The organism is Arsenicibacter sp. R0_47, assembly GCF_057652235.1.
The window spans coordinates 12,710-36,311 of the sequence record NZ_JBYFCJ010000019.1; the positions used below are offsets into that span (position 1 = coordinate 12,710).

The 23,602-nt window shown below is 53.5% G+C and carries 18 protein-coding genes and 1 CRISPR repeat array; of the genes, 8 read left to right on the forward strand and 10 right to left on the reverse strand.

Translation table 11 applies throughout. The annotated features are described in order from the left end of the window. The first annotated feature begins 11 nt into the window (after window positions 1-11). The 6 genes from AC23NW_RS24555 (at window position 12) to AC23NW_RS24580 (ending at window position 6,832) form a co-directional block, all read left to right on the forward strand. Window positions 12-1,076, forward strand: a complete 1,065-nt coding sequence (locus tag AC23NW_RS24555; protein ID WP_487452785.1) for a CRISPR-associated protein Cas7 — start codon at window positions 12-14, stop codon at window positions 1,074-1,076. A 43-nt stretch (window positions 1,077-1,119) separates the two neighbouring features. Then, window positions 1,120-1,641, forward strand: coding sequence for a hypothetical protein (locus AC23NW_RS24560; protein WP_487452786.1), 522 nt, complete (start codon window positions 1,120-1,122; stop codon window positions 1,639-1,641). A gap of 73 nt (window positions 1,642-1,714) precedes the next feature. Further along, entirely contained in the window at window positions 1,715-2,221 is a 507-nt protein-coding gene (gene cas4 / locus AC23NW_RS24565) for a CRISPR-associated protein Cas4 (RefSeq protein WP_487452788.1), read from the forward strand. A gap of 91 nt (window positions 2,222-2,312) precedes the next feature. Continuing rightward, the gene (gene cas1b, locus AC23NW_RS24570; RefSeq protein WP_487452790.1) at window positions 2,313-3,320 is read left to right on the forward strand and encodes a type I-B CRISPR-associated endonuclease Cas1b; all 1,008 of its coding nucleotides are present in this window, start codon (window positions 2,313-2,315) and stop codon (window positions 3,318-3,320) included. A gap of 98 nt (window positions 3,321-3,418) precedes the next feature. Continuing rightward, window positions 3,419-3,682, forward strand: a complete 264-nt coding sequence (gene cas2, locus AC23NW_RS24575; protein ID WP_293839727.1) for a CRISPR-associated endonuclease Cas2 — start codon at window positions 3,419-3,421, stop codon at window positions 3,680-3,682. A 214-nt stretch (window positions 3,683-3,896) separates the two neighbouring features. After that, a CRISPR array of direct repeats spans window positions 3,897-6,096; the repeat unit is 30 nt; unit sequence CCGTTAATCGTACCTGTGTGGAATTGAAAT. Between the two features lie 100 nt (window positions 6,097-6,196). Then, window positions 6,197-6,832: an NAD(P)-dependent oxidoreductase gene (locus tag AC23NW_RS24580; RefSeq protein WP_487452791.1), complete on the forward strand. Its 636-nt coding sequence runs from the start codon at window positions 6,197-6,199 to the stop codon at window positions 6,830-6,832. A gap of 37 nt (window positions 6,833-6,869) precedes the next feature. Here the strand turns inward: AC23NW_RS24580 and AC23NW_RS24585 are convergent, their stop codons facing one another. The 8 genes from AC23NW_RS24585 to AC23NW_RS24620 all read right to left on the reverse strand — a co-directional run bounded on the left by AC23NW_RS24585 (window position 6,870) and on the right by AC23NW_RS24620 (window position 19,387). Continuing rightward, the gene (locus AC23NW_RS24585; protein ID WP_487452793.1) at window positions 6,870-7,799 is read right to left on the reverse strand and encodes a glycoside hydrolase family 43 protein; all 930 of its coding nucleotides are present in this window, start codon (window positions 7,797-7,799) and stop codon (window positions 6,870-6,872) included. Window positions 7,800-7,870: 71 nt separating this feature from the next. After that, complete coding sequence (locus AC23NW_RS24590) at window positions 7,871-8,650, reverse strand: SDR family NAD(P)-dependent oxidoreductase (protein WP_293839720.1); 780 nt, start codon at window positions 8,648-8,650, stop codon at window positions 7,871-7,873. Window positions 8,651-8,703: 53 nt separating this feature from the next. Further along, window positions 8,704-9,339, reverse strand: coding sequence for an NUDIX hydrolase (locus tag AC23NW_RS24595; RefSeq protein ID WP_487452795.1), 636 nt, complete (start codon window positions 9,337-9,339; stop codon window positions 8,704-8,706). 70 nt (window positions 9,340-9,409) lie between these two features. Next, complete coding sequence (locus AC23NW_RS24600) at window positions 9,410-11,722, reverse strand: glycoside hydrolase family 20 protein (protein ID WP_487452796.1); 2,313 nt, start codon at window positions 11,720-11,722, stop codon at window positions 9,410-9,412. 202 nt (window positions 11,723-11,924) lie between these two features. Beyond that, window positions 11,925-13,064: an App1 family protein phosphatidate phosphatase gene (locus AC23NW_RS24605; RefSeq protein WP_487452798.1), complete on the reverse strand. Its 1,140-nt coding sequence runs from the start codon at window positions 13,062-13,064 to the stop codon at window positions 11,925-11,927. A gap of 194 nt (window positions 13,065-13,258) precedes the next feature. After that, window positions 13,259-15,538 carry an FAD-dependent oxidoreductase gene (locus tag AC23NW_RS24610; protein ID WP_487452799.1) on the reverse strand — a complete coding sequence of 760 codons (2,280 nt, stop codon included), beginning with the start codon at window positions 15,536-15,538 and terminating at the stop codon, window positions 13,259-13,261. Then, window positions 15,513-17,609, reverse strand: a complete 2,097-nt coding sequence (locus AC23NW_RS24615) for a glycoside hydrolase family 2 protein (RefSeq protein WP_487452801.1) — start codon at window positions 17,607-17,609, stop codon at window positions 15,513-15,515. Before AC23NW_RS24615 ends, AC23NW_RS24610 begins: the two co-directional genes overlap by 26 nt. A 29-nt stretch (window positions 17,610-17,638) precedes the next feature. Continuing rightward, a complete protein-coding gene (locus AC23NW_RS24620; protein WP_487452802.1) occupies window positions 17,639-19,387 on the reverse strand; it encodes a sodium:solute symporter family protein in 1,749 nt (582 codons plus the stop codon). Between the two features lie 35 nt (window positions 19,388-19,422). On the opposite strand from AC23NW_RS24620, the gene AC23NW_RS24625 reads away from it, so the two are divergent. Together AC23NW_RS24625 and AC23NW_RS24630 are read left to right on the forward strand one after the other, a co-directional pair. Beyond that, window positions 19,423-19,863 carry a DUF6934 family protein gene (locus AC23NW_RS24625; protein WP_487452804.1) on the forward strand — a complete coding sequence of 147 codons (441 nt, stop codon included), beginning with the start codon at window positions 19,423-19,425 and terminating at the stop codon, window positions 19,861-19,863. A 30-nt stretch (window positions 19,864-19,893) separates the two neighbouring features. After that, on the forward strand, window positions 19,894-20,046 hold the full coding sequence (locus AC23NW_RS24630; protein ID WP_293843040.1) for a hypothetical protein: 153 nt from the start codon (window positions 19,894-19,896) through the stop codon (window positions 20,044-20,046). 22 nt (window positions 20,047-20,068) lie between these two features. Here AC23NW_RS24630 and AC23NW_RS24635 read toward each other — a convergent pair whose 3' ends face one another. Both AC23NW_RS24635 and AC23NW_RS24640 read right to left on the reverse strand, forming a co-directional pair. Beyond that, entirely contained in the window at window positions 20,069-22,582 is a 2,514-nt protein-coding gene (locus AC23NW_RS24635) for a glycoside hydrolase family protein (RefSeq protein WP_487452895.1), read from the reverse strand. Between the two features lie 5 nt (window positions 22,583-22,587). Beyond that, window positions 22,588-23,601 (reverse strand): FAD:protein FMN transferase, encoded by a 1,014-nt coding sequence (locus tag AC23NW_RS24640; RefSeq protein WP_487452806.1) that lies wholly within the window; start codon window positions 23,599-23,601, stop codon window positions 22,588-22,590. Window position 23,602 lies beyond the last annotated feature (1 nt).

Below are 23,602 nucleotides of genomic sequence, written 5' to 3' on the forward strand. Positions count from 1 at the left end.
ACTGACCGATTATGAACTCCTTTGTCTATTTAAAAGTTTTACGCCGTGCTGATCACACTGTTTTTGTTGTACAAGATGGTCAGAAGACCTATCGTGATCCTTATTTTGGCCGTAGTTTACCCTATTCCAGTGGCCAGCAGGTAAAGCGCTCAATTTTAGAAGAGTTGGGTGCAAAGTTGGGTGAAGAACAGTCCCCTACCACGTTTGTTTTCAATGTTACTGATAAACAGCAATTAGGTGAAGGAGAAGTACTTTCTATTTGTGATCCTACATATGCAGATCAACTTCTTGGCGGTTGGATGAGTGCACAACAAGGGGGAGGGAGCCGGACTATTAAGCGACGCAGTCCTCTATCTATCTCTGCTATGAGGCCATTACACCCTTTATTAGCGACTGCACAGGATCGGGAAAATATTACATTTGACAGAAGTGATAAGCCACAGTTGCATAAAGTAGTGGTTCGTAATGCCGCCGGTCAGGTTTTAAGTGATGAAGAGGTTGAAAATTTTCTAGTTGGTACAGATCGTAGTTTAAGAAGAAAATGGATACCTGATAATCGCCGTGCAACAGGCTTTTTTGTCTATGATGTGGCAATTGACCTAAGAACGCTTTTCTCAGTATCAATGAACCCTTTCGAACCCGAAGTATCAAAAGCTACTATTGAGCGTCTGAAAGAGGCAGGTTGGGTTGAAGGTAAAAACGCATTCGGCCCCTGCTTTATCTGTCCAAAAGAGCGTCGCGAAGAAATCATTCCTGCACTGGCTCATGCTTTACTAAATTGGCGGGTCACAACAAATCAGGCCCGTACCTACAGCCCACAGGAAACGCTGGCAGTTGCCATTAGTGAAAATGCTAACCGCATTGCCGGAGCTATTCGTGCCAAACTGGTTGAAGATGACGAAAACAAAGCTAAACCTATTGTGGATGAAAGTATACCCGGGACTGATGTATTCGTGACCCTTGCCTGTGCGGCTTATATACCGGTTCATAGTGAAACATTTGATGCACTTGATAAGGCAGAACAAACGCTTATAGAGAAAATGAAAGCGTTTGATTACGAGAATCAAGTTTCGTAATATTGATTGGCTGGGTTATAAGCCTGGCCAATCCAACCCCCCCATGAAAAAATACCCCCGTCAACTCTCCGCCGGTGCCAACAACGCCGTGATTGCCCTTTCCGACACAGAGGCGGCTAAACTGTTTGTGGGCGATACGCGCTCCGACATCGGGTCGGAAGCCGAAAAGATGAAATTCGCTAATCAGGTGAATGACCTCGTCGTGCGGTTCGTCCGGCTGGATTATAACGAGGAGCTACAGGCCGAAATGCTGGTTATGGAGCGGATAAGGCCGATTGACTACCGCGCCTACGAGGTGGAACGGCGTGAGCTTTGGTTTGATGTCTTTGCCGATGAACTTAGGGAACTACATCGGGCAGGGTTTGTGCATGGTGATCTGAAACGCCCGTCGGATCTTGATGGGCTGGCCTTCGACAATATTCTGCTCACTGAAAATGGTCTTCGACTGATTGATGTGGGGATTGCCCGATTGCGTCATCAGGTGGGGGACAAAATTTTTGACAAGTCGCTCGCTATTGAGAATAAAGAACTGGAACAATTCCGTGATTACTTTCTGAACCGGTAGATCCTGGCAGAACCGATACGATCGGTACGACGACGCAGCGATGCACATTACCAATACGCTACTATTTTGAGCTATGATCCAGGCAACAGCCACACTTGTCGGGTATTACCATCTGTGTCATCGGAAACTCTGGCTGCACGCCAATCAGATCCGGATGGAACACACATCGGAAGCTGTCGCGGAGGGGAAACAACTGCACGAACGCACCTACCCGCAGCGCGCCGAACGCTTCCGCGAAATTGAGCTGGAAGGGTCAAAAATCGACTTTTATGATCCGCACAACAAAGTCGTCCATGAGATTAAGAAATCCGACAAATTTGAGCACTCGCACATTGCGCAGGTAAAATTTTACCTCTACCTGCTCCGGCGTAACGGCGTTGAGGGAGCAACCGGCGTTATCGAATACCCGAAACTCCGCCAAACTGAGCGGGTGGAGCTGACCGACGAAGAAGTGCCCCAAATTGAGCAGTGGGTGCAGGATATTCAGCGTATCGTGGCCGATGAACACATTCCGGAACGGCTCAAAAAGTCGAAATGCCGGTCGTGCAGCTACTTTGATTTTTGCTACGTGGGCGAGTGATGGATCACGGAACGGGATTCCAGGCGTCAAACTGTGCAGATACCCTTTATGAATCGCTGAACGGAATATCATTCCGTTTTACATAGTTGCCATGAAAAAGACATTTTACCTCTTTAATCCGGGGCGGCTGGCCCGTAAGGACAACACACTGAAATTTACGCCCGTCGACGAAGAAACGGGGCAGGAGGGGCAGGCGCGCTACCTGCCCGTTGAGGATGTCGACAATCTGTACGTGTTCGGGAATCTGGATGTGAATTCGGCCCTGCTTAATTTTCTGGGTAAGTCGGGGGTGACGGCCCATTTTTTCGATTATTACGAGCACTACACGGGTTCGTTTTATCCTAAAGAGTATTTGCTGGCGGGGAAAATGCAGGTGGAGCAGACACGCCATTACCTGAGTCCGAAAAAGCGGATACTGGTGGCGCAGCGCCTGCTGGAGGGGGCAGCCGTCAACATGGTGAAGAACCTGCGCTATTACCAGAATCGGGGTAAGGAACTGGACGAGGATATTGGTCAGATCGAAACACTGGCCGGCCGGATTCCGGAAACGACGCAGGTGGACGAACTGATGGGCGTAGAAGGCAATATCCGGCAGGTATATTACGGCTGTTTCGACCGGATTGTGCCGGGCTATGCGATGGGCAACCGGACAAAACAACCACCTAACAATGAGCTGAATGCGCTGGTGTCGTTCGGCAACATGATGTGTTATACGGTGTGTCTGGATGCTATTTACCACACGCAGCTGAACCCGACGATCAGTTTTCTGCATGAGCCGGGTGCGCGCCGGTATTCGCTGGCGCTCGATCTGGCGGAGGTGTTTAAGCCGCTGCTGGTTGACCGTACGATTTTCAGAATGTTGAACAAGAAGGAGTTACAGCCATCGGACTTTGTGACGGAACTGAACCGCTGTACCTTAAAGGAGCGGGGACGCAAGGCGTTTGTGCAGGTGTTTGAGGACCGGTTGCGGGAGACGATCCAGCACCGCAGTCTCGGGCGGAGCGTGAGTTATAAATACCTTGTCCGGCTCGAGTGCTACAAACTCGCCAAACACCTGATCGGCGCCGACGAGTATAAACCGTTTAAAATGTGGTGGTAAATTATTGTGTGAATGAGTGATTGAGCGATTTGTGAACATCAGCTCTTATATTGTTTAGCCGACACTCAATCACTCATTCACGAATCACTCAATAAAAGATGTACGTCATTCTGGTTTACGATATCGGGCAGAAGCGGGTGGGGAAGATGCTGAAATTGTGTCGGCGGTACCTGCATTGGGTGCAGAATTCGGTGTTTGAGGGGGAAATTACGGAGGTAAAGCTGAAGGAGCTGGTCTACGAGGCGAAACGGATTATGGACGAAGATCAGGACAGTCTGATTTTGTTTAAAAACCGCGATGCAAAGTGGCTCGACAAGCAGATTATCGGGCAGGAGCGGTCGCCGACCGATCAGTTTTTATAGGCTGTTTGTCGTCGGTGGCGGTGTTAGTGTTCTTTGACATCCTGAAAATGCTGCTCTAAAAGGAGTTATTTGGGTATAGTTGTCTGATTATCAGAAGTCGTCGGTGGGCGGGTGTTTTCGTACAATTGCCGACCGACGACTTTTAGTGTCATTTTTCTAAAATAAAACCGCGAAACTGGCTTGGAAAAGCCTTTTTTTCTGCCAATTTTCACGGCCGTTAATCGTACCTGTGTGGAATTGAAATACGGTTTCTTGCCGGCATTGAAGAGGTAAACGAACCCCGTTAATCGTACCTGTGTGGAATTGAAATTGCTGGAAAAGCCCATGTCGATCAGCGTCTGAATGCCGTTAATCGTACCTGTGTGGAATTGAAATTACTTTTTTACTATCCGGCCAAATGGGTCAACCGAACCGTTAATCGTACCTGTGTGGAATTGAAATCTGGTACGAGAATTGGACATGACAAAGATCACTACCGTTAATCGTACCTGTGTGGAATTGAAATGTAACCGGGCATGGTTTTCGTTAATCGTTTCCGGCCGTTAATCGTACCTGTGTGGAATTGAAATCTTGTGGAGCTTGCCCGCCACCCGCCGCAGCAGCAGCCGTTAATCGTACCTGTGTGGAATTGAAATTACGCTGTGCGGAATGCTGCTGCGCCAGAAGTCGCCGTTAATCGTACCTGTGTGGAATTGAAATCTATGCAGGCGATCTACGATGCGGGCGGGGTGAACCTCCGTTAATCGTACCTGTGTGGAATTGAAATTCAGGTGCACCCTCTCGCCGGTTTTGAAATCATTAACCGTTAATCGTACCTGTGTGGAATTGAAATGGGCAAAGGAGCTCGCCGACGCGCTGAAAGCGGCCCCCGTTAATCGTACCTGTGTGGAATTGAAATTTGACACCTCGATTACCCGCGACGATACGGGTAGTTCCCGTTAATCGTACCTGTGTGGAATTGAAATACTACATCGGTATCATTCCCGACACCAACGACGAGGTCCGTTAATCGTACCTGTGTGGAATTGAAATTAGGGATTGTTGTTCCTGACAATACAGCCGGAACAACCGTTAATCGTACCTGTGTGGAATTGAAATACAACGCTGTTGCTGCCTATTCTTCCCTTGTTGCTGCCCGTTAATCGTACCTGTGTGGAATTGAAATGGGTTTTCGCTTCCTGTTCAAGGAATTGGTGATAGGCCGTTAATCGTACCTGTGTGGAATTGAAATTGAAAACATGGGACCCGCAGGACACCGAAGCGTTTTCCGTTAATCGTACCTGTGTGGAATTGAAATACGATACCGCCGCCTGGCTGGAAACAATGGCATCAACCGTTAATCGTACCTGTGTGGAATTGAAATAAGCCCGCTCCTGCTGAGCCGTGGCAAGGTCACGATTCCGTTAATCGTACCTGTGTGGAATTGAAATATGATCCGGTTCTGATTAGCGATCACCGCTGCCGGACCGTTAATCGTACCTGTGTGGAATTGAAATCATCGTACACCAGTACCCCCAGCTGCGCTGATCGCCCGTTAATCGTACCTGTGTGGAATTGAAATGCGAGGCCAATACGACAGCGAGCACATCCGAATAAACCGTTAATCGTACCTGTGTGGAATTGAAATTTAACAAGAACGTTGTCCGCCGCCGCGAACGCCCCCGTTAATCGTACCTGTGTGGAATTGAAATCGCAGCTAATACAAACAACCCGCACAGCGTCACGGCCCGTTAATCGTACCTGTGTGGAATTGAAATTCGTGCTTATATGTGTAGTGCATCGTCCTGTATCGCCGTTAATCGTACCTGTGTGGAATTGAAATTTGATGAAATATTAATGGATAAGGAATTTAAGTACCCGTTAATCGTACCTGTGTGGAATTGAAATTACAGAATAAAGTTTACAGTCGGGTCCGCTAAGTGCCGTTAATCGTACCTGTGTGGAATTGAAATATAGTTCTGGCTACCTGTAACCCTTCAAGAGGCTGGCCGTTAATCGTACCTGTGTGGAATTGAAATACGTTGAAATTCAGGGTTGTTGTAGATGTATTAACCCCGTTAATCGTACCTGTGTGGAATTGAAATAGAAAACCAGGTTAAACAGATTATTGCGGATAACTTCCGTTAATCGTACCTGTGTGGAATTGAAATGAATTATATAAAAACGTCTTAAATCGAACTTATTACCGTTAATCGTACCTGTGTGGAATTGAAATGGGATTCGCAGACCGGCGTTAAGTCGCAGGAATTGCTCCGTTAATCGTACCTGTGTGGAATTGAAATGAAAGGGAGTGATATACCGTCTGACTTCCTCGGATTCCGTTAATCGTACCTGTGTGGAATTGAAATGATTTGAGGGAACGAACAGTTCGCGTGGCGTGCTGCCCCTTAATCGTACCTGTGTGGCATTGAACAATGTAGACCGTTAATCCGATTACCTGACATGCCTATTTTCATGGTTTTCCATGATTTCCATTGATGCGAACGTGCGTTATTTTTGGGAAAAGAAAAAACGATGGCAATCAGACATATCGTCGTATTCGGCGCTACCGGTGGTACCGGCCTGGCACTGACCGAACAGGCGCTGCAACGAAATTATCAGGTGACGGCATTCGTCAGAGATCCGGCCCGCCTGCCTGTTCAACATGACCGGCTGCGGATCGTGCAGGGTGATGTGCTGAAACCGGACACCCTGGCTGCTGCCTTGCAGGGACAGGATGCTGTCCTGTGTGCCCTTGGCCGTAAACCGTTTGTCAATGAGCCGGTCTGCTCGGCAGGTACCAACCATGTACTGCAGGAAATGGCCCGGCAAGGGGTGCGCCGCATCGTGGTTGAAACGGCAATCGGCGTAGGCGAGAGCATTAATCAGTGTGGCACCCTGCAAAAGTTCCTGTTCCGGACGTTGCTGCGGTCCTATTTTGCAGATAAGGCTCTTCAGGAACAGTATGTGCAGGAAAGTGCGGCCGACTGGACCATCGTACGGCCGGTAGGGCTGACCAACGGCCCCGCTACTACGTCGGCCCGTGCCAGCCTGGATGCGGCCTTTACCGGATTCGCCATGCCGTCGGTCAGCCGGAAGGATGTGGCACGGCTCATGCTCGATCAGCTGGAGACGACGTCATTTCGGCACCAGGCACCGGTACTGTACTAAAAAACGGAGACACGGTTTCCGGTGTCTCCGTTCATGCCTATTTCAGCAGCGCATCCAGCTCCTGCTTCGTAACCGGTACAATGGTGCCGTGACGGGTGCCTTTCGGGAATTCGACCTTATCCGAAATATCAGTCCAGGTTTTGAGGTCCTCAGAAGCAACGGCGCCGTACTTGTGGTCGCGGTATTTGTCAAAATAAACCACCCATTGCTTCCCGACTTTCGCAACCGTTGGTCCCTCGGCCCAGTAGTTGCCCGTGATCGGGGCACCCGCTTTGGTATACGGGCCGGTAATCTGATCGGCAAATGCCAGTTTGAGGTTTTTTTGCGGCGGTGTGCGGGTTTCATCTTTCAGGAACATCACGTATTGCTTCCCGTTCTGCTGAATGGTAGCGTCAATCACGTTAAAGCCCGGTTCATACAGCAGCTTCGTCTCACTGAAGGTGTTGAAATCCTTCGTCGTAACGTAATACATCCGGTGATTATAGGCATTTTCTTCGGTGCTTTGTGTTTCCGGAAAGCGGCCTTTAATCGTCGTGGCCCAGTAAATCATGTACTGTTTTGTGGCTTTATCGTAGAAAATTTCGGGTGCCCACGTATTCCGTGCCCCGGCTTCGTGTTCCATCACCGGAATATACTGCTGCTCCGACCAGTGAATCAGGTCTTTCGATGAGGCATAGCCAATCCCTTTTTCATTCCAGCTGACGGTCCAGACCATATGAAACAGTCCGTCGGGGCCTTTGATCAGGCACGGATCGCGCATCAGTTTGTCCTTTCCGACGGTCGGGGTCAAAAACGAGGCGTCGTTTTTCAGTGTTTCGAACCGGTAGCCGTCGGTGCTGTAAGCCAGGTGCAGCCCGTCTTCACCATTGCCTTTGAAGTAGGTAAAAAGATAATAGGTATCCTTCTGCTGCGCCAGGGTATACCCCGATACCGTGAGCAGGGACAAAAGCAAATAAATCGTTTTCATAGCGGTAAAGAACGAAGATTACCTTTACATTACCTCAGTAGGGTGAATTCTAACCTGATATTGGTTACTATTTACTCAACAGGGGGCGGGCTGACACTGGTCCAGCCGCCGTCTACGACCAGACTCTGACCGGTAATGTGCCGCGAGGCCGGTGATACCAGAAACAGGGCGGCATTGGTAATGTCATCGACGGTAGCCGGCCGGCCCATGGGCGTAATCCGCGACCAGATCGGAATGTAGGTCGGGTCGTTGAGGGTCCGTTCGGTCTGGGTAGCGCCGGGGGCCACGGCGTTGATGGTGATGCCCAGCGGCGACAGGTCCAGTACCAGGTTTTTGGCCAGCATTTCGAGGGCAGCCTTGGTCATGCTGTAGGCCGCCAGTCCGGGGTGGGCCTGATGCCCGACCACCGACGACATGAGCAGAATGCTGCCGCCCTGTCCCTGCGCCCGCATTTGCCGCGCCGATGCCTGGGTCAGGAAGAAACTCCCCTGCAGGTTCAGGTCAAGAACTTTCCGGAAGTTATCGGGAGTGTAGTCGAGAAAATCGCCGAAAATCGTAATGCCGGCGTTGGCAATGGTAATGGTCAGTTTCCCGAATGTCTGGACGGCCTTATCAACCAGCTGCCCGATAAAGGCAACATCCGATGCGTCGCCTGAAACCGCCAGGCAGCGGTTGGGCCCCATGTCGGCCACTTCTGCCTGAATCTGTTCGGCGGCCTGTCGGGTGAGTTCGGCGTCGAGGTCGTTCAGAACGACGGTGGCTCCGGCTTTTGCCAGGGCACGGGCAATCGCAAAACCGATTCCCTGACCGGCACCGGTAACAATAGCTGTCTGGTCGTGAAAGTGATTCATGGTAATAATAGTAGAGACGCAACATCTTGCGTCTCAGGCTCAGGCAATGACTGTTATTCCGTTTCGGCAATAATCGTCAGCAGTTCGGCAATCATCATAGCCGTTGCGCCCCATACCCGCTGATTTTCGATCTGGTAGAAGGGAGCATCAATGGTAATACCGCGCACGTCGATCTGCGTATCTCCGACGATTGTTTCATCCAGAAGCACGTCAAGCGGTACTTCTACTACTGCTTCAACCTCGCGGGGATCCGGATAAAAGTCGGGCGCATGGCCAATAGTGCCGACTACGGGCAGGACGTAGAAGTTGCTGGGCGGAATAAAAATCTCGGTGAGGTGCCCCAATACTTTAACATCATTGACGCGGATACCAATCTCTTCCTGGGCTTCCCGCAGGGCTGTCCGGATCAGGTTTTCGTCGGTGCGTTCCATACGGCCGCCCGGAAACGCCATCTGACCGGCATGCACACCATCGTACTGCGGGCGGAGAATCAGCGGCAGGTAAATAGCGCCCTGATAGGGGTAGAACAGGATCAGTACCGCGCTGCGACGGGTGCGCTCGTTAGGCTTTGCCGTAAGCCGCAACCGCGACGAAGAAGCCATTTTGCGATGGGCTTCTTCGCCGGGCAGGGGCTTTTCCAGCCTTTTTTGAAGGGCATCTATAAAGGAGTGGTAATTCGTCGCAGGCATTCTGATATTAAGGCATCATTATTTTTCAAATGTAAGGATAAAAAATACACAACCCGCGCTTAATACCGGGTTAATCGACAACTACCTCGTCAATGGCAATGGTCGTCGGACGTCCTGCATACGGGTGACCTTGCGGGGTCGGACCAGGGTTTTTGGCCTTAACGCGGATGTAACGTGCCCGTGCCGTCTTAAAATCAGCCACTACCGGCAGAATCTCCCACGAACCCTCAACGCTGTACTTGACCGGCTGCGCAATAGCGTCCTTGAAGTCATTGCCGTCACGCGAAAGTGAGATATCAACCGAGGATGGCGGCAGGATGGAGTTCATTGCTTTTTTGAGGAAATTAGCCGAAACCTTCGTCACCGGCCGTACTTCGCCCAGGTCAATGGTCAGTTCAAGGTCTTTGCCGTTTATACGTACCCATTCCGCATCGTTACGCGGGCTTTGCGCGACCTGTCCGTCCGTCAGGCGTTTATGGTCGGGATCGGCCTTGTCGAGCGAGGCATCGCTGAAGGTATACGGTTTCCCTTTGGCGCGGTGAATGAAGAAGGTTTCTTCAAATTTTGCCCCTGCCGTGGTGATGGCTTTTACCGTAGTTGTATTTTTCAGCGTTATCGGCGTAATGTACTCGGTCGACGCGGTATTGGGTTCCTTGCCGTTAAGGGTATAGTAAATCTTACTGTCGGAGTCAATTTTGTCCAGCTTTACCTGCAACTGACCTTCGTTGTTAAACTGGGTGGTTGCCCGTACATCCAGGAACCGTTTTGAGTAGTTAACGTCTTTGTAATCCAGACGTTTCAGGTGCTCTTTCAGACGAACGGCAAAGTCTTCGAAGTTGCGTGGCCCCTGCGGAATCCAGCCCAGCTCAGCCACGGCAATGGCGCGCGGGTAGGTCATGTATTCAGCCTGGGCCGGTGTCGGGATGTATTCTGTCCAGACGTTAGCCTGCACACCCTGAATATACTTCTGCTCATCCGGCGACAATTCCGATGGCGTTGGTTCGTAGCTGTAGACCTTTTCCAGCGGCAGATACCCGCCAATGGCCAGCGGTTCTTTCGCCGGATTGCCCTGGTAGTAGTCGAGGTACACATAGGTGTTCGGCGTCATGATCACGTTATGCTTCTGCTTTGCTGCTTCGATGCCGCCCTGCGTACCGCGCCAGCTCATTACGGTAGCGTTCGGGGCCAGGCCGCCTTCCAGAATTTCGTCCCAGCCGATAATAGCGCGGCCTTTGCTGTTCAGGAATTTTTCGATCCGGCGGATAAAGTAGCTCTGTAGCTCATGCTCATCTTTCAGCTTCAGTTTCTTGATCAGGTCCTGGCAGAACGCGCTGTTTTTCCAGGCCGTTTTCGGGCACTCATCACCGCCGATATGAATGTATTTACCCGGGAAGAGGGCAATCACTTCAGTCAGCACATCCTGCAAAAACGTAAATGTTTTTTCTGACGGGCAGAACACATCTTCCTTCACACCCCAGGTCGTGGCTACGGCGTGTGGGGCTTCCGGCGTACAGGAGAGTTCCGGATAGGCCGCGATAGCCGCCATTGCGTGGCCCGGCATTTCAATCTCCGGAATAATCGTGACATGGCGGGCGGCTGCGTATTTCACAATATCCTTAATGTCGGCCTGCGTATAGAACCCACCGTTTTCTTTGCCGTCGAATTGTTGCGGATAATTCTGGTTGTTGTGACCGGCAACGGTTTCTTTCCGTTTCGAGCCAATCTGCGTCAGTTTCGGGTATTTCTTGATTTCGATCCGCCAGCCCTGATCTTCGGTCAGGTGCCAGTGGAAGGTGTTCATTTTATGCAGGGCCATCAGGTCAATGAAGCGCTTGATAAACGGCGCCGGCATAAAGTAGCGGCCTACGTCGAGCATCAGCCCGCGGTAACCGTAGCGCGGCCGGTCCAGAATATCGCAGGCCGGCATTGACCATGACACGTTATCCACCTTGTTCGGGCTGAATACCTGTGTCGGCAGTAGCTGTAACAATGTCTGGGCGGCGTAGAAATAGCCTTTCGGCGTCTCGGCCTCAACCGTTACGCGGTCAGGCGTTACCTTCAGCACGTAGCCTTCCGGACCACATTTGCCGGCTTTGTGCGCCTGAAAAAAGATGTTTTTCCCTTTAGCCACCGCCGGCGACGCAGGAACTACGGCAACCGGCAGACCACTGGCGGTTTTAAGCTGACCAATCAACAGCTGAGCCGCTGCCAGCTGACCGGCATCTTTCGGGGTGGTGACGACGCGTGTCGCTGCCGACACCGTGAAGCGGCCATCGGTGCCATTAAAGCGTGCCGGAAACGGGACAAGGTTGTAGGTGTTTTCCTGCGCCAGCGAAGCCGTCGTGACAAACAGGAAGAGGAAGAGATAACAAAAACGATGCATGTAAACAGAAAAAAATAGATTTCCGGAAAACTGTAGGGGCGACCCCACGTGGTCGCCCACCATGTGAATGCGCAGGTCGGCCAGTGTACGGGCGTTGCATATTCCACCTGCGCGGCCAGTGCAGGGCGACCACGCGGGGTCGCCCCTACATTGATTCAGGCAAATGTAATGAAATGGTATAGAGACGCAAGATATTGCGTCTCTATACCATTTCCCCCGTCTTATCGGCCCGCCGGTCGGCGCGTATTTCGGGAATGGTATCGGGGTCGATCAGGCCGAGGGCGGCAGCGTGTTCGGCGGCGGCCAGCGTATCGGGTACCAATAGCATCGGCACATTGAACGTCGCGGCAGTCTGAATCAGTTCGCGGACGGCTTCGTCCCGCCGGTCTTCCGATACGTCGCGGATATAAATGGCCAGAATACGCCCCGGATTCTCGCGGAGAACCTGCGAATAAATTTCCGGATCGTGCTGCCCGCTGTCGCCGATGAGCACAAACGGCAGCTGCGGATTGACGTCCAGCACCTTCCGGATCATGCCCAGTTTATGGTCAAAATGTGAGCTTTTGATAAACTGCGTTGGGGTAAGCCCGATGTCACGCAGCAGGATCGGCCCTTTAGGAACGCCCTGAATCCGGAAAAAATCGACCAGCAGATCGTACAGGTTCCACGGACTGCTCGACACAAAATAGATCGGGTTAAACAGGGTAGTGACCGGCCCGCTTTGCAGGGCACGGTAAAATGCGGCTACCCCCGCGAACGGCAACCGCGTATAGGCATTGCCCAGAAACGTCAGCCGTGCCGATTGCAGCAGGCTGGTGGCATCGGTTTGTAATACGGTATCGTCGATATCGGAGATAATGCCGAACTGGCTGAACGGCGGCGAAATCATCAGGTGCCCGTTCTTTTCGACCGGTTCGCCGGTGCCGGGCTGAGTGATGCCGTCGAGGCTGTACCGGATCGGGAACCACACACGGCCCGGTGGCAGGTCGTTGGGCGGGTTGATCGTAAACTCAAAATACCCTTCCTCGTCGGCTACAGTCGTATGGCTTTGCCCGAACGCGTCGATCCGGACGGTTACGCGGGGGACTTCATCGCTCTCGAACCGCTGGTAGGTCGCCAGCAGGTTGTGCCAGAAGGTGTCCCGGTCGCTGGGCGTCGGGAGGTCGCGCTGCCGCAGGACCCGTCCTTTTAGCCATACCGCCGACGGGCTGCCGAAGCCACGGTAATACACAATCTGGTAGGGCTTATCAGCGTCGAGGCGGCTGAACAGCCGGTCTTTGAGCCGGTCAAATTTATCTTCGGCGACAACCGCCACACTCAGTAATCGTTCTTTCAGGGTCATGGTTGACTAAACGGGTGATCGTTAGCCACGAAGACGCGAAGAAAAGAAGCAACACGAAGAAGAATAGTGAGCCTTTGGCCTTTGCGTTTTCGTGGATGGATTGACTTCACAAAGAACTCAAAGATTTGAACAAAGTTTACAAAGGTTTGTCTGTGACAGGGAGATAAAGACGCCTGTCACAGACAAATAAATCGTTAAATCCCGTAGCAGCGCACTTCCATGAGTGCGGCAGGGACGGCAGTGCCGGGGTGCTTGAGGTGAATGGTCAGGTGTTGGGTAATGACCGGTTCCGCAAACGTGATTGTGTTCTGTGACAGGTGGTTGGCGGTCTCGTGGTGAATCCGCTCCCGCCGGTCGTTACACAGGATGTACTCGGCCACACAGAACGGCGAAACCGTTTCCGGATGGGTCATCAGCACGGTTTCCAGCGGGTGGTCAAAGTCGGAGTCAAAGCTCAGTACCACCTGTTTGATGGATTGCGGTGACGGCCACGACAGCGTTACCGTCGGGTCGTTGTCGGTCAGCTGCGCCACAAACCCGTTGGGTTGGCTGGTTGGCCGCTGGAGGCCGTTGGTCAGGTTGGCTGCTCCGAAAACCGGTATGCCCCGGTCGAGGCGGAAGGCCAGATTATGGCCTTTGGGCCGCCGCTCCGGTGTCCAGAATTCAAAGGCATCAACGCCAATGTCTTCGGTCGGCTCCTGCTTGCCATAATTCGAGACGGCTGCATTCACTTTATTGAACACCGACAGCACCCCTGTTACCCGAACCGCACTGTACTGAAGCCGGATATGCTCGTTTTTCATCAGCAACACAAAGGCGTAACAAGCCTCAGGCACTTCTGCCGTGAAAGGCAGCGTTACTTCCTGTTGTCCTTTCCGGACGGGTAGGGTCAGCGTTTGCAGCGTTACATCGGGAGTATGATTCCCGGCTTTGCTACTGCGCCGCAGGTCTACTGTCAACGTTGTCTCCTGATCGGCGGTGAGGTAGATTGTCATCGCCGGGACAGGGCCCGCCGGTAGCGGCAGCATTTGCCCGGCCGACGAGGCGAGCGGTAGCAACGGCCCGTTGGCCGGTAATTCGGTTAAGATATATTCGGAGGAAGCCGACAGCGTGGCCTGGCGGGCCAGGTCCTGGTTATCGGCCAGATGCAGGTCCGGAATGTGTTGCCCTGTTTTTAATAATTCGGTTTGCAGGTCCTGAACCGGCAGTTCCCGTGGTAACACCCCCTGTCTGGTGCAGAGTGCGGCGGCCATGCCAACGGCCTGGGCGCCGTGTGCGCTCGTGCCCATGACCCGCGACGACGCGAACGCGACGTGGGTGGTGCTGATAATCCTCCCTGCCAGCAGCAGGTTGCTGACGTTACGGCTATAAAAACAGCGGTACGGAATCTGGTATACGCCTTTGCTGTGCCACTGGTTGCAGCCCGGCTTTTCGCTGAACACGCCGTCGGCCGGATGCAGGTCAATTGACCAGCCGCCGAATGCCACCGCGTCGGGGTGCGGCCGTTGTTCGACCACGTCTTGTTGGGTCAGGATGTAATCGCCTTCAAACCGGCGGCTTTCGCGTTTGCCCGGAATCTGGCCGACCCATTCGAGCGTCATGGTCTCCGCTTCCGGAAACTGCCCTGAATTTTTGATGTGGTTCCAGACTCCGTAAATCACCTTCCAGAGCTCCCATTTAATGGTTTCGGTGTCATGAACGGTATCGAGCCGCCCGCCGTATTCAATCCACCACAACTGGCAACCGTGCTCTTTTGCATTGAAACGCCGGTAGCGCGGGATTTTGGTAATGTCGTCCAGGGCATAGGCCGGCGGCACAAACCGGACCGGTTTGCCGGTATCTTTGGTGTAGAAATACAGCGAGTGGCCGAGCAGTTCACCGTAGTCGGCCGAGGGTGCGAATTTTTCGCCGAACTCGTCTTTGGATTCTGCTCCCATCCGGAAGGCAGCACCGGACTGGAACGCCACAATACCATCGCCTGACGCATCACAGAATAACGGAGCCGTCAGTTCGTAGGCTGTGCTGTTTTGTGAGCAGAAGGCCCGTACCGATTTGATTTTGTCCGCTGCGTCGCCCGTTCCTTTCTCCACGTCGTGAACGGCCGTATTGAGCAGCAGGGTGATATTCGGCTCCTGCACGGTTTTTTCCAGCAGGATGGTGTCATAAATCAGCGGGTTCCCTTCCGGATTGCGGTACAGGTTTTCGAGCAGAATCTCATCGACCACCCCGCCTTCACGCGCCCAGCGGTTGTTGTTGCCCATGTGGGAGGTGGCTCCCAGTACCCAGAGGCGGACCTCGCTTGAGGAGTTGCCGCCCAGTACCGGCCGGTCCTGGACCAACACCACGCGGGTACCTGCCCGTGCGGCCGTAATGGCACAGCACACGCCGGAAAGCCCGCCGCCCACTACTATCAAATCGCCCTCGTAACGGACTGTCTTCAGGCTGCGCTTATCGGTTGCTTGTTCGCGTATCATTCGTTAAATCAACTTGTTGTGACAGGATGTGGAAGCCTGTCGGTTTGCTAATGTCAATGGTCAGCGTTTTATCAAAGCCCTGCACCGGAATGCTGAGGTCGGTACTCTGGCCGGGTTGCAGGTCGGGAATGATCAGCTCGCCGGCTGTGCTTTTCCGGGTTGGCGACGTCGCCTGTAGATCGGCCGGTTGGCCTGTCCGGAGCCGGTAGCCTTTGAGGGCATACGCCGGAAAATCGTTGCGGGCCGTGATGCGCACGGTTAATTTATGAACGCCTTCCGGGCCTTGTTCAAACCGCACTTTTTCAATCGTCAGCGGCGCCATACCGGTCTGGTGCGCCTTGTACAGCGGCCGCAGTTCACGCTCCGGCCCCACCAGCCCCCATGGCCGGTAGCCGTTCGGATTGGTACCGTGGTGGCGGCTCTGGTAATCGTTGAAAGACCACCACGAAGCCCCGATCACATACGGCAGCTGGCGGACATCCGACAGAAACTTGTCGAGATGGGTCACCTGTCCTGCTTCGCCGTTCGGTCCGTCGGCGCGGGTGCCGTATTCGCTGATGAAAATGGGTTTGTCGGGATACAGGGAATGAATGTGTTTCAGCACGTTCAGGTGATTGCCGTAGGTGTTGGTCGACACAAAATCACAGTACTGGCTGGCTTCGTCCTCCGGTTTTTTCGGCAGGATATTCAGCCGCATCGACGCGAAGGTATAGAGCCGTGTCGGGTCGAGTTCGCGGGCGAAGGCAATCATGTCTTTGGTCCAGCGCTGCCCCGCCGGTTGTTCCGACAGGTACTCATTACCAACGCTGTAGGCAATCACGCAGGGGTGGTTCCAGTCGCGTTCGGCCATTTCGCGGAACTGCTGCCGGAAATTGGCCCGGATGGTGTCATTGTCCATCTGCCGGGGTGTCAGCTGCCAGTTACCGGCTTCGGTAATGATCAGCATGCCGTTTTCGTCGGCCCAGTCGTAGATGCTTTCCGATGGCGTGTAATGCGTCAGCCGGTGCAATTCCATGCCGGCCTCTTTCATCAGCCGGAAATCCTTTTCGACCAGCCATTCCGGTTCGAGGGAGCCAAGGCCCGGATAATCGACCACGCGGTTACCGCCCGCCGCCTTGATCGGCTGGCCGTTGAGCAGCAACTGAATGCCTTTTACCTCGACCTTGCGGATACCAAACCGTGTCCGGAGCGTATCGCCGGTGATGGCCGCCGTGAGGTTGTAGAGGTTAGGGGTATCGAGGCCCCAGAGCTTCACATCAGCAGCTTTGAGGGCTGTTTCCGCATCCAGCAGGACCGTCTGACCGGCCGGGATGGAGATTGCAGGCATTTTCCAGGTAGCTGTTACCGGACGGCCCTGCTGCGCCAGATTCAGCACCAGCTTCGGCGAAACGGACTGCCCCGACGCATTGCGGATGCGGGCCCGTACGCGGACCGTAGCTGTGCCTTTTGCCAGATCCGGTACAGTCTCTACTTTCAGGTTCTCAAGGTATGTGTCCGCTTCGGTGGTCAGGTATACGGGCCGGATAAGGCCACCGTAATTGATCCAGCCCATAAACGGATCATTGACCTGGTTGTTATCCTTCGATCCCGGAATGGAGCCAGGCTTCCAGGTATTATTGTCTACCGAAACGACGAGCAGGTTATCTCCCGCTTTCAGCTGACCCGTAACATCGATATGGAACGGCGTATAGCCCCCCTCGTGCGTACTGATTTTCTGGTTATTCAGGTAAATCGTCGTGGTATGAAACGAGGCGTCGAAGTGCAGCAACACCCGTTTACCGGCTGCCGGCTGCCACGGGAATGTACGCCGGTACCAGACTTTACCGGTGTAGAACTGATACCGCCGGTCTACCGAGAAGCAATGGGGTACCGTAACCTTATCCCAGCGGTTGGTGGGCTGGTTATCGGCGAACCACTTGCCCGTCTCACCCATGTTGGCAGGGTCGAGGGCAAAGAGCCATTCGCCATGCAGCGGCACCGCATTCGGTTGCCGGATGGCATACTGTGCGCAGAGGGGATACACCAGAACGCACAGCAGGAAGGCGAAAGTTAATTTACGGAATAAAAGCATACAGATGTTAATCGGATACCCGCTACGGTTTAACGGGAATAGGTTGAGTCTGAAGGATTAGATACACTATCCGGCATTACGGCCGGCTGATGGTCTGCCTTGCCCGCTGCCCGCCACGGAATCAGGGCGGCAATGAGCACGACCACGGCAATACCGGCCGTGATGCCCGCCCCCTGCGTGGTCAGAAAGCTGAGGCCGAACAGCATCAGCGCCGTAAAAACCAGCGATCCGGCAATGACACGCAGTCCGAACCGGTTTTGGGCTTTAATGGCCTGTGCTTCCTCCACATCTTCTGTTTGACGGGCCTGCGCTTCGGCTTGTTTTTGTTCACGGTCCATGCGGTAGCGCAGGTACTCACGGGCGACTTCCTTGCGTTGGGCCGCCCACAGTTCATAGGCCAGCAGCAGCAGCAGCGGCAATCCGACACCGATTACAGTTTCCGCCGCACGGCTGAGCTTGTAATCCAGCAGCCAGGGCGACAGAACTTTAAAAAACAGGTTGACGGTCAGGCCGATGCCCGTAATCCAGAGCGTAACCCGGCTGTTGAGCCGTTTGGAGAACAAGGCCCACAGGGGAGGTGCCAGCAACGGACCACCCGAAATAGCAGAGATGCTGAGGACGACTTCCACGATACCACCGGCCGCCGGAACCAGCAAGGCAATCACGATCATGCCCAGCCCGAAAAACCACGACGAGCCGCGCGCGACGCGGATCAACTGCTTGTCTGAAGCACCGGGGTTGATCAGTCCTTTGTAGATGTCGTTGGTAAAGACCGCTGATACCACGTTGAGGGCTGTATTGGCGCTGGCAGAGGTGGAAAAATACATCCCGGTGAGCATCAGGCCGAGTAAGCCCGGCGGCAACACCAGCTGGCAGATTTTCAGGTAAGCATTTTCGGTGTCAAGGCCGGTCAACGACGGATCAATGGCTTTGTAGATCATCGGCGGCAGCATCCAGATTACCGGACTGATCAGGTAAAGGGCAGCAAACAGAAAGGCAACTTTACGCGCTGATTTCGGGCTGTCGACACTGGTATACCGCTGCACAAACGTCCAGTTTCCGCCAATGTAGGCAATGTGGTAGAAAATGAACGCCATTACAAACCCGAAGGTGTAGTCGCCGTTGAGCAGGTTGAAAAAGTCGTCAGGGACTTTCTGCGTAAATGCATCGAACCCGCCGACTTTCGTAAACGATAGGGGAAGCAGAATGAACACGGCCGCTGACAGCACCACAAATTGCAGAATATCAGTTACCATCACCGCCCACAGGCCACCGACAGCGGTGTATGCAATCATAAAAATACCCAGCCCGATGGTACAGGGAATCAGCGGCAGGTTGAGCGATGAACTGACCAGTTTGGCCACCGGATACAACACCGACCCTTTGATAAAGACGCTGACGAGGGTAAAGATGAAGATATAGACTTTCTGAACCGTAGTGCCCAGCCGCCCGCGGATGAATTCGGCGGCGGTGAGTGCACCGGTCTTGTTCCAGCGGGGAGCCAGAAAAAGGCCGGTCACCAGGGCACCGATGCACATGGTCCACTGGATGGTGATGGCCACCCAGCCGTGTTTATAGGCAATGCTGCCCCAGGCAACGAACGTACCCGCCGAGAAAAAGCTCATGAACAGCGAGAGCCCGCCGATAAACCAGGGCACAGCTTCGCCACCGGCAAAAAACGACTTCAGATTGCGTCCCGTCCGGGCAAATAACATCCCGATTCCCAGCACAAAAGCAGAGAAAATGATGATGACGGCGGTATCAATGGATGTATTCAAGATTGTTTATATTTGCGTTTAATTAAACTGTAACTGTGCATTATCCGAGCTATATTTTTTCCCAAAGTCCGAACGCGAACCAATTCTTTTTCACAAGTTCCGGCAAAAATGGTCTTATTCGAAAAGTTGTGGTTTTTACACCAACTGGGGTAGAAAATATCTATAACCTGGGCTTTGGCGATTACGACGAAACTGCCAACGAGGTTGATGATCTTGCTGTAAGTGATAATGATGATACTGCTGAAATTTTAGCAACAGTTTATAAAATCATAGATTTGTATTTACAGCAGCACTCAGATCACCAAATCATCTTTACCGGCAATACCCCATCTCGAAATCGCTTGTACAGAATGGCAATCAATAAAGAGCTCCACACTATCACAGAATCATATTTTTTATTAGGTTTCCGGCAAGACAATTGGGAAAAGTTTGAACCTATTCACGATTATGAACTGTTTTTGATTAATAAAAAATAACGTCTATTTTTAGATACAAAATAATAGTCCATGAAAACGTCAAAAGAGAGTTTTTCGCCGGTTATTGTACCAGAGCGACCCTTGAAAGGAAAAGACGGCAAGCCGCTTTTCGCCGAAAAAATTGCTCGTGCCAATGCTGCCTTTGCTAAGGCGGGGATACCTAAGTTTCCCAAAGAAGGATAATCTACCGGATCGTTCACAGCGCTTATCTGTTTACCGTCATGACCTCTATGCCGAAGGCCGGCAACTGCTTCGCAGGCCCTTTCTTTCCGTTGACCGTGACGGCGTAGCTGCTGGCAGCGGCGCTGTTGTTGAGCAGGATCACAAACGTTTTTTTGCTGTCTGTACTCTCCGCCAGCAGGTAGTCTACCGACGGGTTATCGACCTGCACCAACTTCTCGTTAATGACCAGTTTCGCCTTTTCGCCGTTGACCATCCCCGGAGCAAATCCGTAGGTTTGGTGCGGGCCGACCTTCGGTGTCACAAACCCGCGCGGGAAAGCTACCTGTCCGTTGGACCGTAATTCGGCTTCGGCCAGCAGGTAGTCGGTGATCCAGCCGATCTGCCACCAGGCATGGTGCGGATACGGTCCGGCTCCCTTGTTCATCGCCTGCCAGTAGTAGGAGGCAACGCTTGTTTTCGGGTCCACAAACGCATCGCGGCCAATGGCGGCAGCCCGTGCCATGTCGGCAAACAGCGGTTCTTTCGTCAGCTGGTACATGCGGATAAACATGCCGGCGTGGCTGGCCAGCTGGATAGGGCCGTGCCGCGTAGCCGACCCGAAAATGCCGCCGTGCTCAAAGCTCAGCCCCGTCTGGCTGATTTCCCAGTCTTCGCGGGCAATGCCGTTGACGGTTTTGGGAGCGTGGCTGGCAATAGGGTGGGTGTAAATGGACAGCGTATAGGCTTTGGCGGCAGCAATGGCAGCGTCCTTGTAGCGGTTGTCTTTGGTCAGGTCATACAGGTCGAGCATGGCCTGGGCGGTCTGGCCAGTGGCAAAGTCAGGCGCGTAGCGGGCATCGCCGCAAACGCCCAGGTAGCTTCCGGTTTTAACGGCGTTCTGAATAATCCAGTCGGCACCTTTCCGGGCGGCTTTGAGGTATTTCGGATCGTTGAGCAGCCGGTAAGCGACAATCATGCCGTAGAACGTTGGCCGGAGGTCTTTCACATCCCTGAAAATTTCGCTTTCCGTGTGGCGGTCATAGGCCACGGCCCAGCTGCCGTCAGGTTTCTGCCAGGTCAGCAGGCGCTCGGCTCCCAGCAGGAGCCGTTTCCGGAGCTCCTGATCGGTTGGTTCGAACAGGAGCATATTGCCGACATCGAGCATGGTGTAGTAAGTCAGACCGATAGGCTCAACCACCTCACCCCATTCTTCGACAAACTTTTTCGATTTTGCCAGATAGTACTGTCCGATGGCAGCACCCTTGAAAAAGCCGTCGCTGGTCTGTTGCTGCTTCAGCTTAAAGTTTTCGGCATAAGGCAGTACGTTTTCGGTCAGCAGCGGGTCTTTAGTCGCGTTGGCGAGCATCCACATGGCACCGTAATCCGAGTTTTTCATCGCATCCTTGTTCGACCCGACTACCCCGCCGAGGTACGACTGCGCGCCGATTTTTACCCCGTCGAACGGCTCAATGTTCCACATCGACGTTTGCGGATCGGTCAGGTAATGGTGCATTTTCTGGATGCGGTCGGTCAGTGACTGGGAGCTCCGGCGGATAGCCAGCGACTCCCTGAACCGGTACACATCGTAAATGGCATGTTTCAGGGCCTTAAACCAGTCGCCATCGGTGAGGCTGTAGCGGAACGTGTAGGTGATGGTTTCCCCTGCTTTCATACCCGACTTCTGTTCGCCGAGCACCGGGTAGTAAAGCGTTGGCGAAAGCTGGGCCTTGCGGTTCATGTGCGACAGGCCGATGTGCCAGTCGATCTGGGTGATTTTGTCTTTTGCCCACGGATCGCGGGCGAGGCCGGGCTCCGGAATAACCGACAGCGTCAGGCCGTCGCGGGTAGTGACCAGTGGTGAGAGCGTACTGGCACACCGCTCCCGGTACACGACCGGCAGGCTCGGGATGCCGTGGCCATAGGCATACGCCAGTGCGAAATTGGGTTCCAGATGGTTGCCCAGGAAATAACCCGGCACGCTTGACCAGGCCAGTTGCTGCGACGATACGCTCGACAGCGTGGGCGTGGCCAGTGAAAAATAGCCGTCTTTGCGGGCGGTCAGCGTTTGTTTGACGAGGATGTCGTTCGGAAATGCCGGATCAAACGACCACTCGGTGTTGACCGTAGCGGCGTCGGTTTCGTGCTGAAACGATACCTGTGAGGTGCCCGTCTGCTTCCCCGACTTCGGGAAAAAGTGGATGGCTTCACCAGCCGTATTGAGCGACACCGGATTGGTGCTTTCGGCCCACTGAACCTGCTGGTAATGGTATTTTTCGCCCGGAAACTCTTCGCCGGTAATGGTTTTGAAGGTCTGCGATGGTTTATCCGATGGTTTTACGGCCGCATACAACAGCGTGTTTTCGCCGGAAGGTGTCGCCAGATTGACCCATTTGCCGCCTCTGTTGACAGCCACCTGCTGTATCTGCCAGCCAGCGCCTTTGGCCGACCAGTTTACCCTGATCCGGTCGTTGGCGAGGGACAAAGACTGGCCCTTGGCGGGCGAAAAGCCATTTACCAAATAAAGAAACGCTACCGAACAGAGTAGCCGATAATTCATCAATGTCATAACTCAAGTAATCCTTTTGTCGAAAAGCGTTTTAGTTGCCCGCTCTCATCAGTGTAGAGAAGACAGGCATCCAGATCGGCCCGATGGTTAAGAAACTGCTGCGTTGCCTCAAGACCCATGACGATAAAGGCCGTGGCCAGGGCATCGGCCGTAGCAGCATCACCGGCAAATACCGTGGCACTTACCAATGCATGCTGCTCCGGCTGCGATAAGCCGGGCTGCGACCAGCCGGTTTTCGGGTTAATGATGTGGCCCATGACCAGCCCGCTCACTTCCTTGCGGTTGCGGTAATTGCCGGACGTGGCCATGGACCGGTCACGAATGCATAACGTTGTGTAAATCAGACTGCGTTTTAAGGGGTGTTCAATCCCGACTGTCCAGCACTGCTGCGGTGCTTTTTCGCCCCTGGCGCGGATTTCCCCGCCGATTTCGACGAGGTAATCGCGGATGCCTTGCTGTTCGAGAAACGAGGCTACCACATCCACACTATATCCCTGCGCAATGGCATTCAGATCGAGCCGCACACCTGCCGACTGCCGGCGCAGTGTGGTGGCGTCGAACGTAATCTTTGAAAAACCGACGAATTGCAGCAGCGAGTCCACATTGATGGCACCGGTGGCCGTTTTCTGTGCAGCACTGAATCCGTAGGCATCGACCAGCGGCATAATGGTCGGATCAAAAGCCCCGTCGGTTTGCCGGTAGATGATGCCGGCTTTGGTCAGCACTGCCGGAAAATGGACCGACTCAAACCGGTGCTGCCCTGAACGGTTAAACCGCATGATCTCCGAATCGGGCCGGTAGGTCGATAAGGCGCGGTCGATGTCGGCCAGCAGCGAATCGGTCTGCCGCTTAAATTGCCGGCGGCCAGCGTCCTGATAACTGATGTGATAGGTCGTGCCCTGCGCCTCTCCCGAAAAACTGACCAGGGTTTCGCCTGCCTGCATACCCTTCTGCCCCTGACCAATAACGGGCAGAAGGGAAAGGAGTGAAAACAGGAGTGTCAGTTTCATA

Coding starts and splice junctions, on each gene's coding strand:
- AC23NW_RS24555 (WP_487452785.1), top strand. CDS start 12: ATGAACTCCTTTGTCTATTTAAAAGTTTTACGCCGTGCTGATCACACT.
- AC23NW_RS24560 (WP_487452786.1), top strand. CDS start 1,120: ATGAAAAAATACCCCCGTCAACTCTCCGCCGGTGCCAACAACGCCGTG.
- cas4 (WP_487452788.1), top strand. CDS start 1,715: ATGATCCAGGCAACAGCCACACTTGTCGGGTATTACCATCTGTGTCAT.
- cas1b (WP_487452790.1), top strand. CDS start 2,313: ATGAAAAAGACATTTTACCTCTTTAATCCGGGGCGGCTGGCCCGTAAG.
- cas2 (WP_293839727.1), top strand. CDS start 3,419: ATGTACGTCATTCTGGTTTACGATATCGGGCAGAAGCGGGTGGGGAAG.
- AC23NW_RS24580 (WP_487452791.1), top strand. CDS start 6,197: ATGGCAATCAGACATATCGTCGTATTCGGCGCTACCGGTGGTACCGGC.
- AC23NW_RS24585 (WP_487452793.1), bottom strand. CDS start 7,799: ATGAAAACGATTTATTTGCTTTTGTCCCTGCTCACGGTATCGGGGTAT.
- AC23NW_RS24590 (WP_293839720.1), bottom strand. CDS start 8,650: ATGAATCACTTTCACGACCAGACAGCTATTGTTACCGGTGCCGGTCAG.
- AC23NW_RS24595 (WP_487452795.1), bottom strand. CDS start 9,339: ATGCCTGCGACGAATTACCACTCCTTTATAGATGCCCTTCAAAAAAGG.
- AC23NW_RS24600 (WP_487452796.1), bottom strand. CDS start 11,722: ATGCATCGTTTTTGTTATCTCTTCCTCTTCCTGTTTGTCACGACGGCT.
- AC23NW_RS24605 (WP_487452798.1), bottom strand. CDS start 13,064: ATGACCCTGAAAGAACGATTACTGAGTGTGGCGGTTGTCGCCGAAGAT.
- AC23NW_RS24610 (WP_487452799.1), bottom strand. CDS start 15,538: ATGATACGCGAACAAGCAACCGATAAGCGCAGCCTGAAGACAGTCCGT.
- AC23NW_RS24615 (WP_487452801.1), bottom strand. CDS start 17,609: ATGCTTTTATTCCGTAAATTAACTTTCGCCTTCCTGCTGTGCGTTCTG.
- AC23NW_RS24630 (WP_293843040.1), top strand. CDS start 19,894: ATGAAAACGTCAAAAGAGAGTTTTTCGCCGGTTATTGTACCAGAGCGA.
- AC23NW_RS24635 (WP_487452895.1), bottom strand. CDS start 22,582: ATGAATTATCGGCTACTCTGTTCGGTAGCGTTTCTTTATTTGGTAAAT.
- AC23NW_RS24640 (WP_487452806.1), bottom strand. CDS start 23,601: ATGAAACTGACACTCCTGTTTTCACTCCTTTCCCTTCTGCCCGTTATT.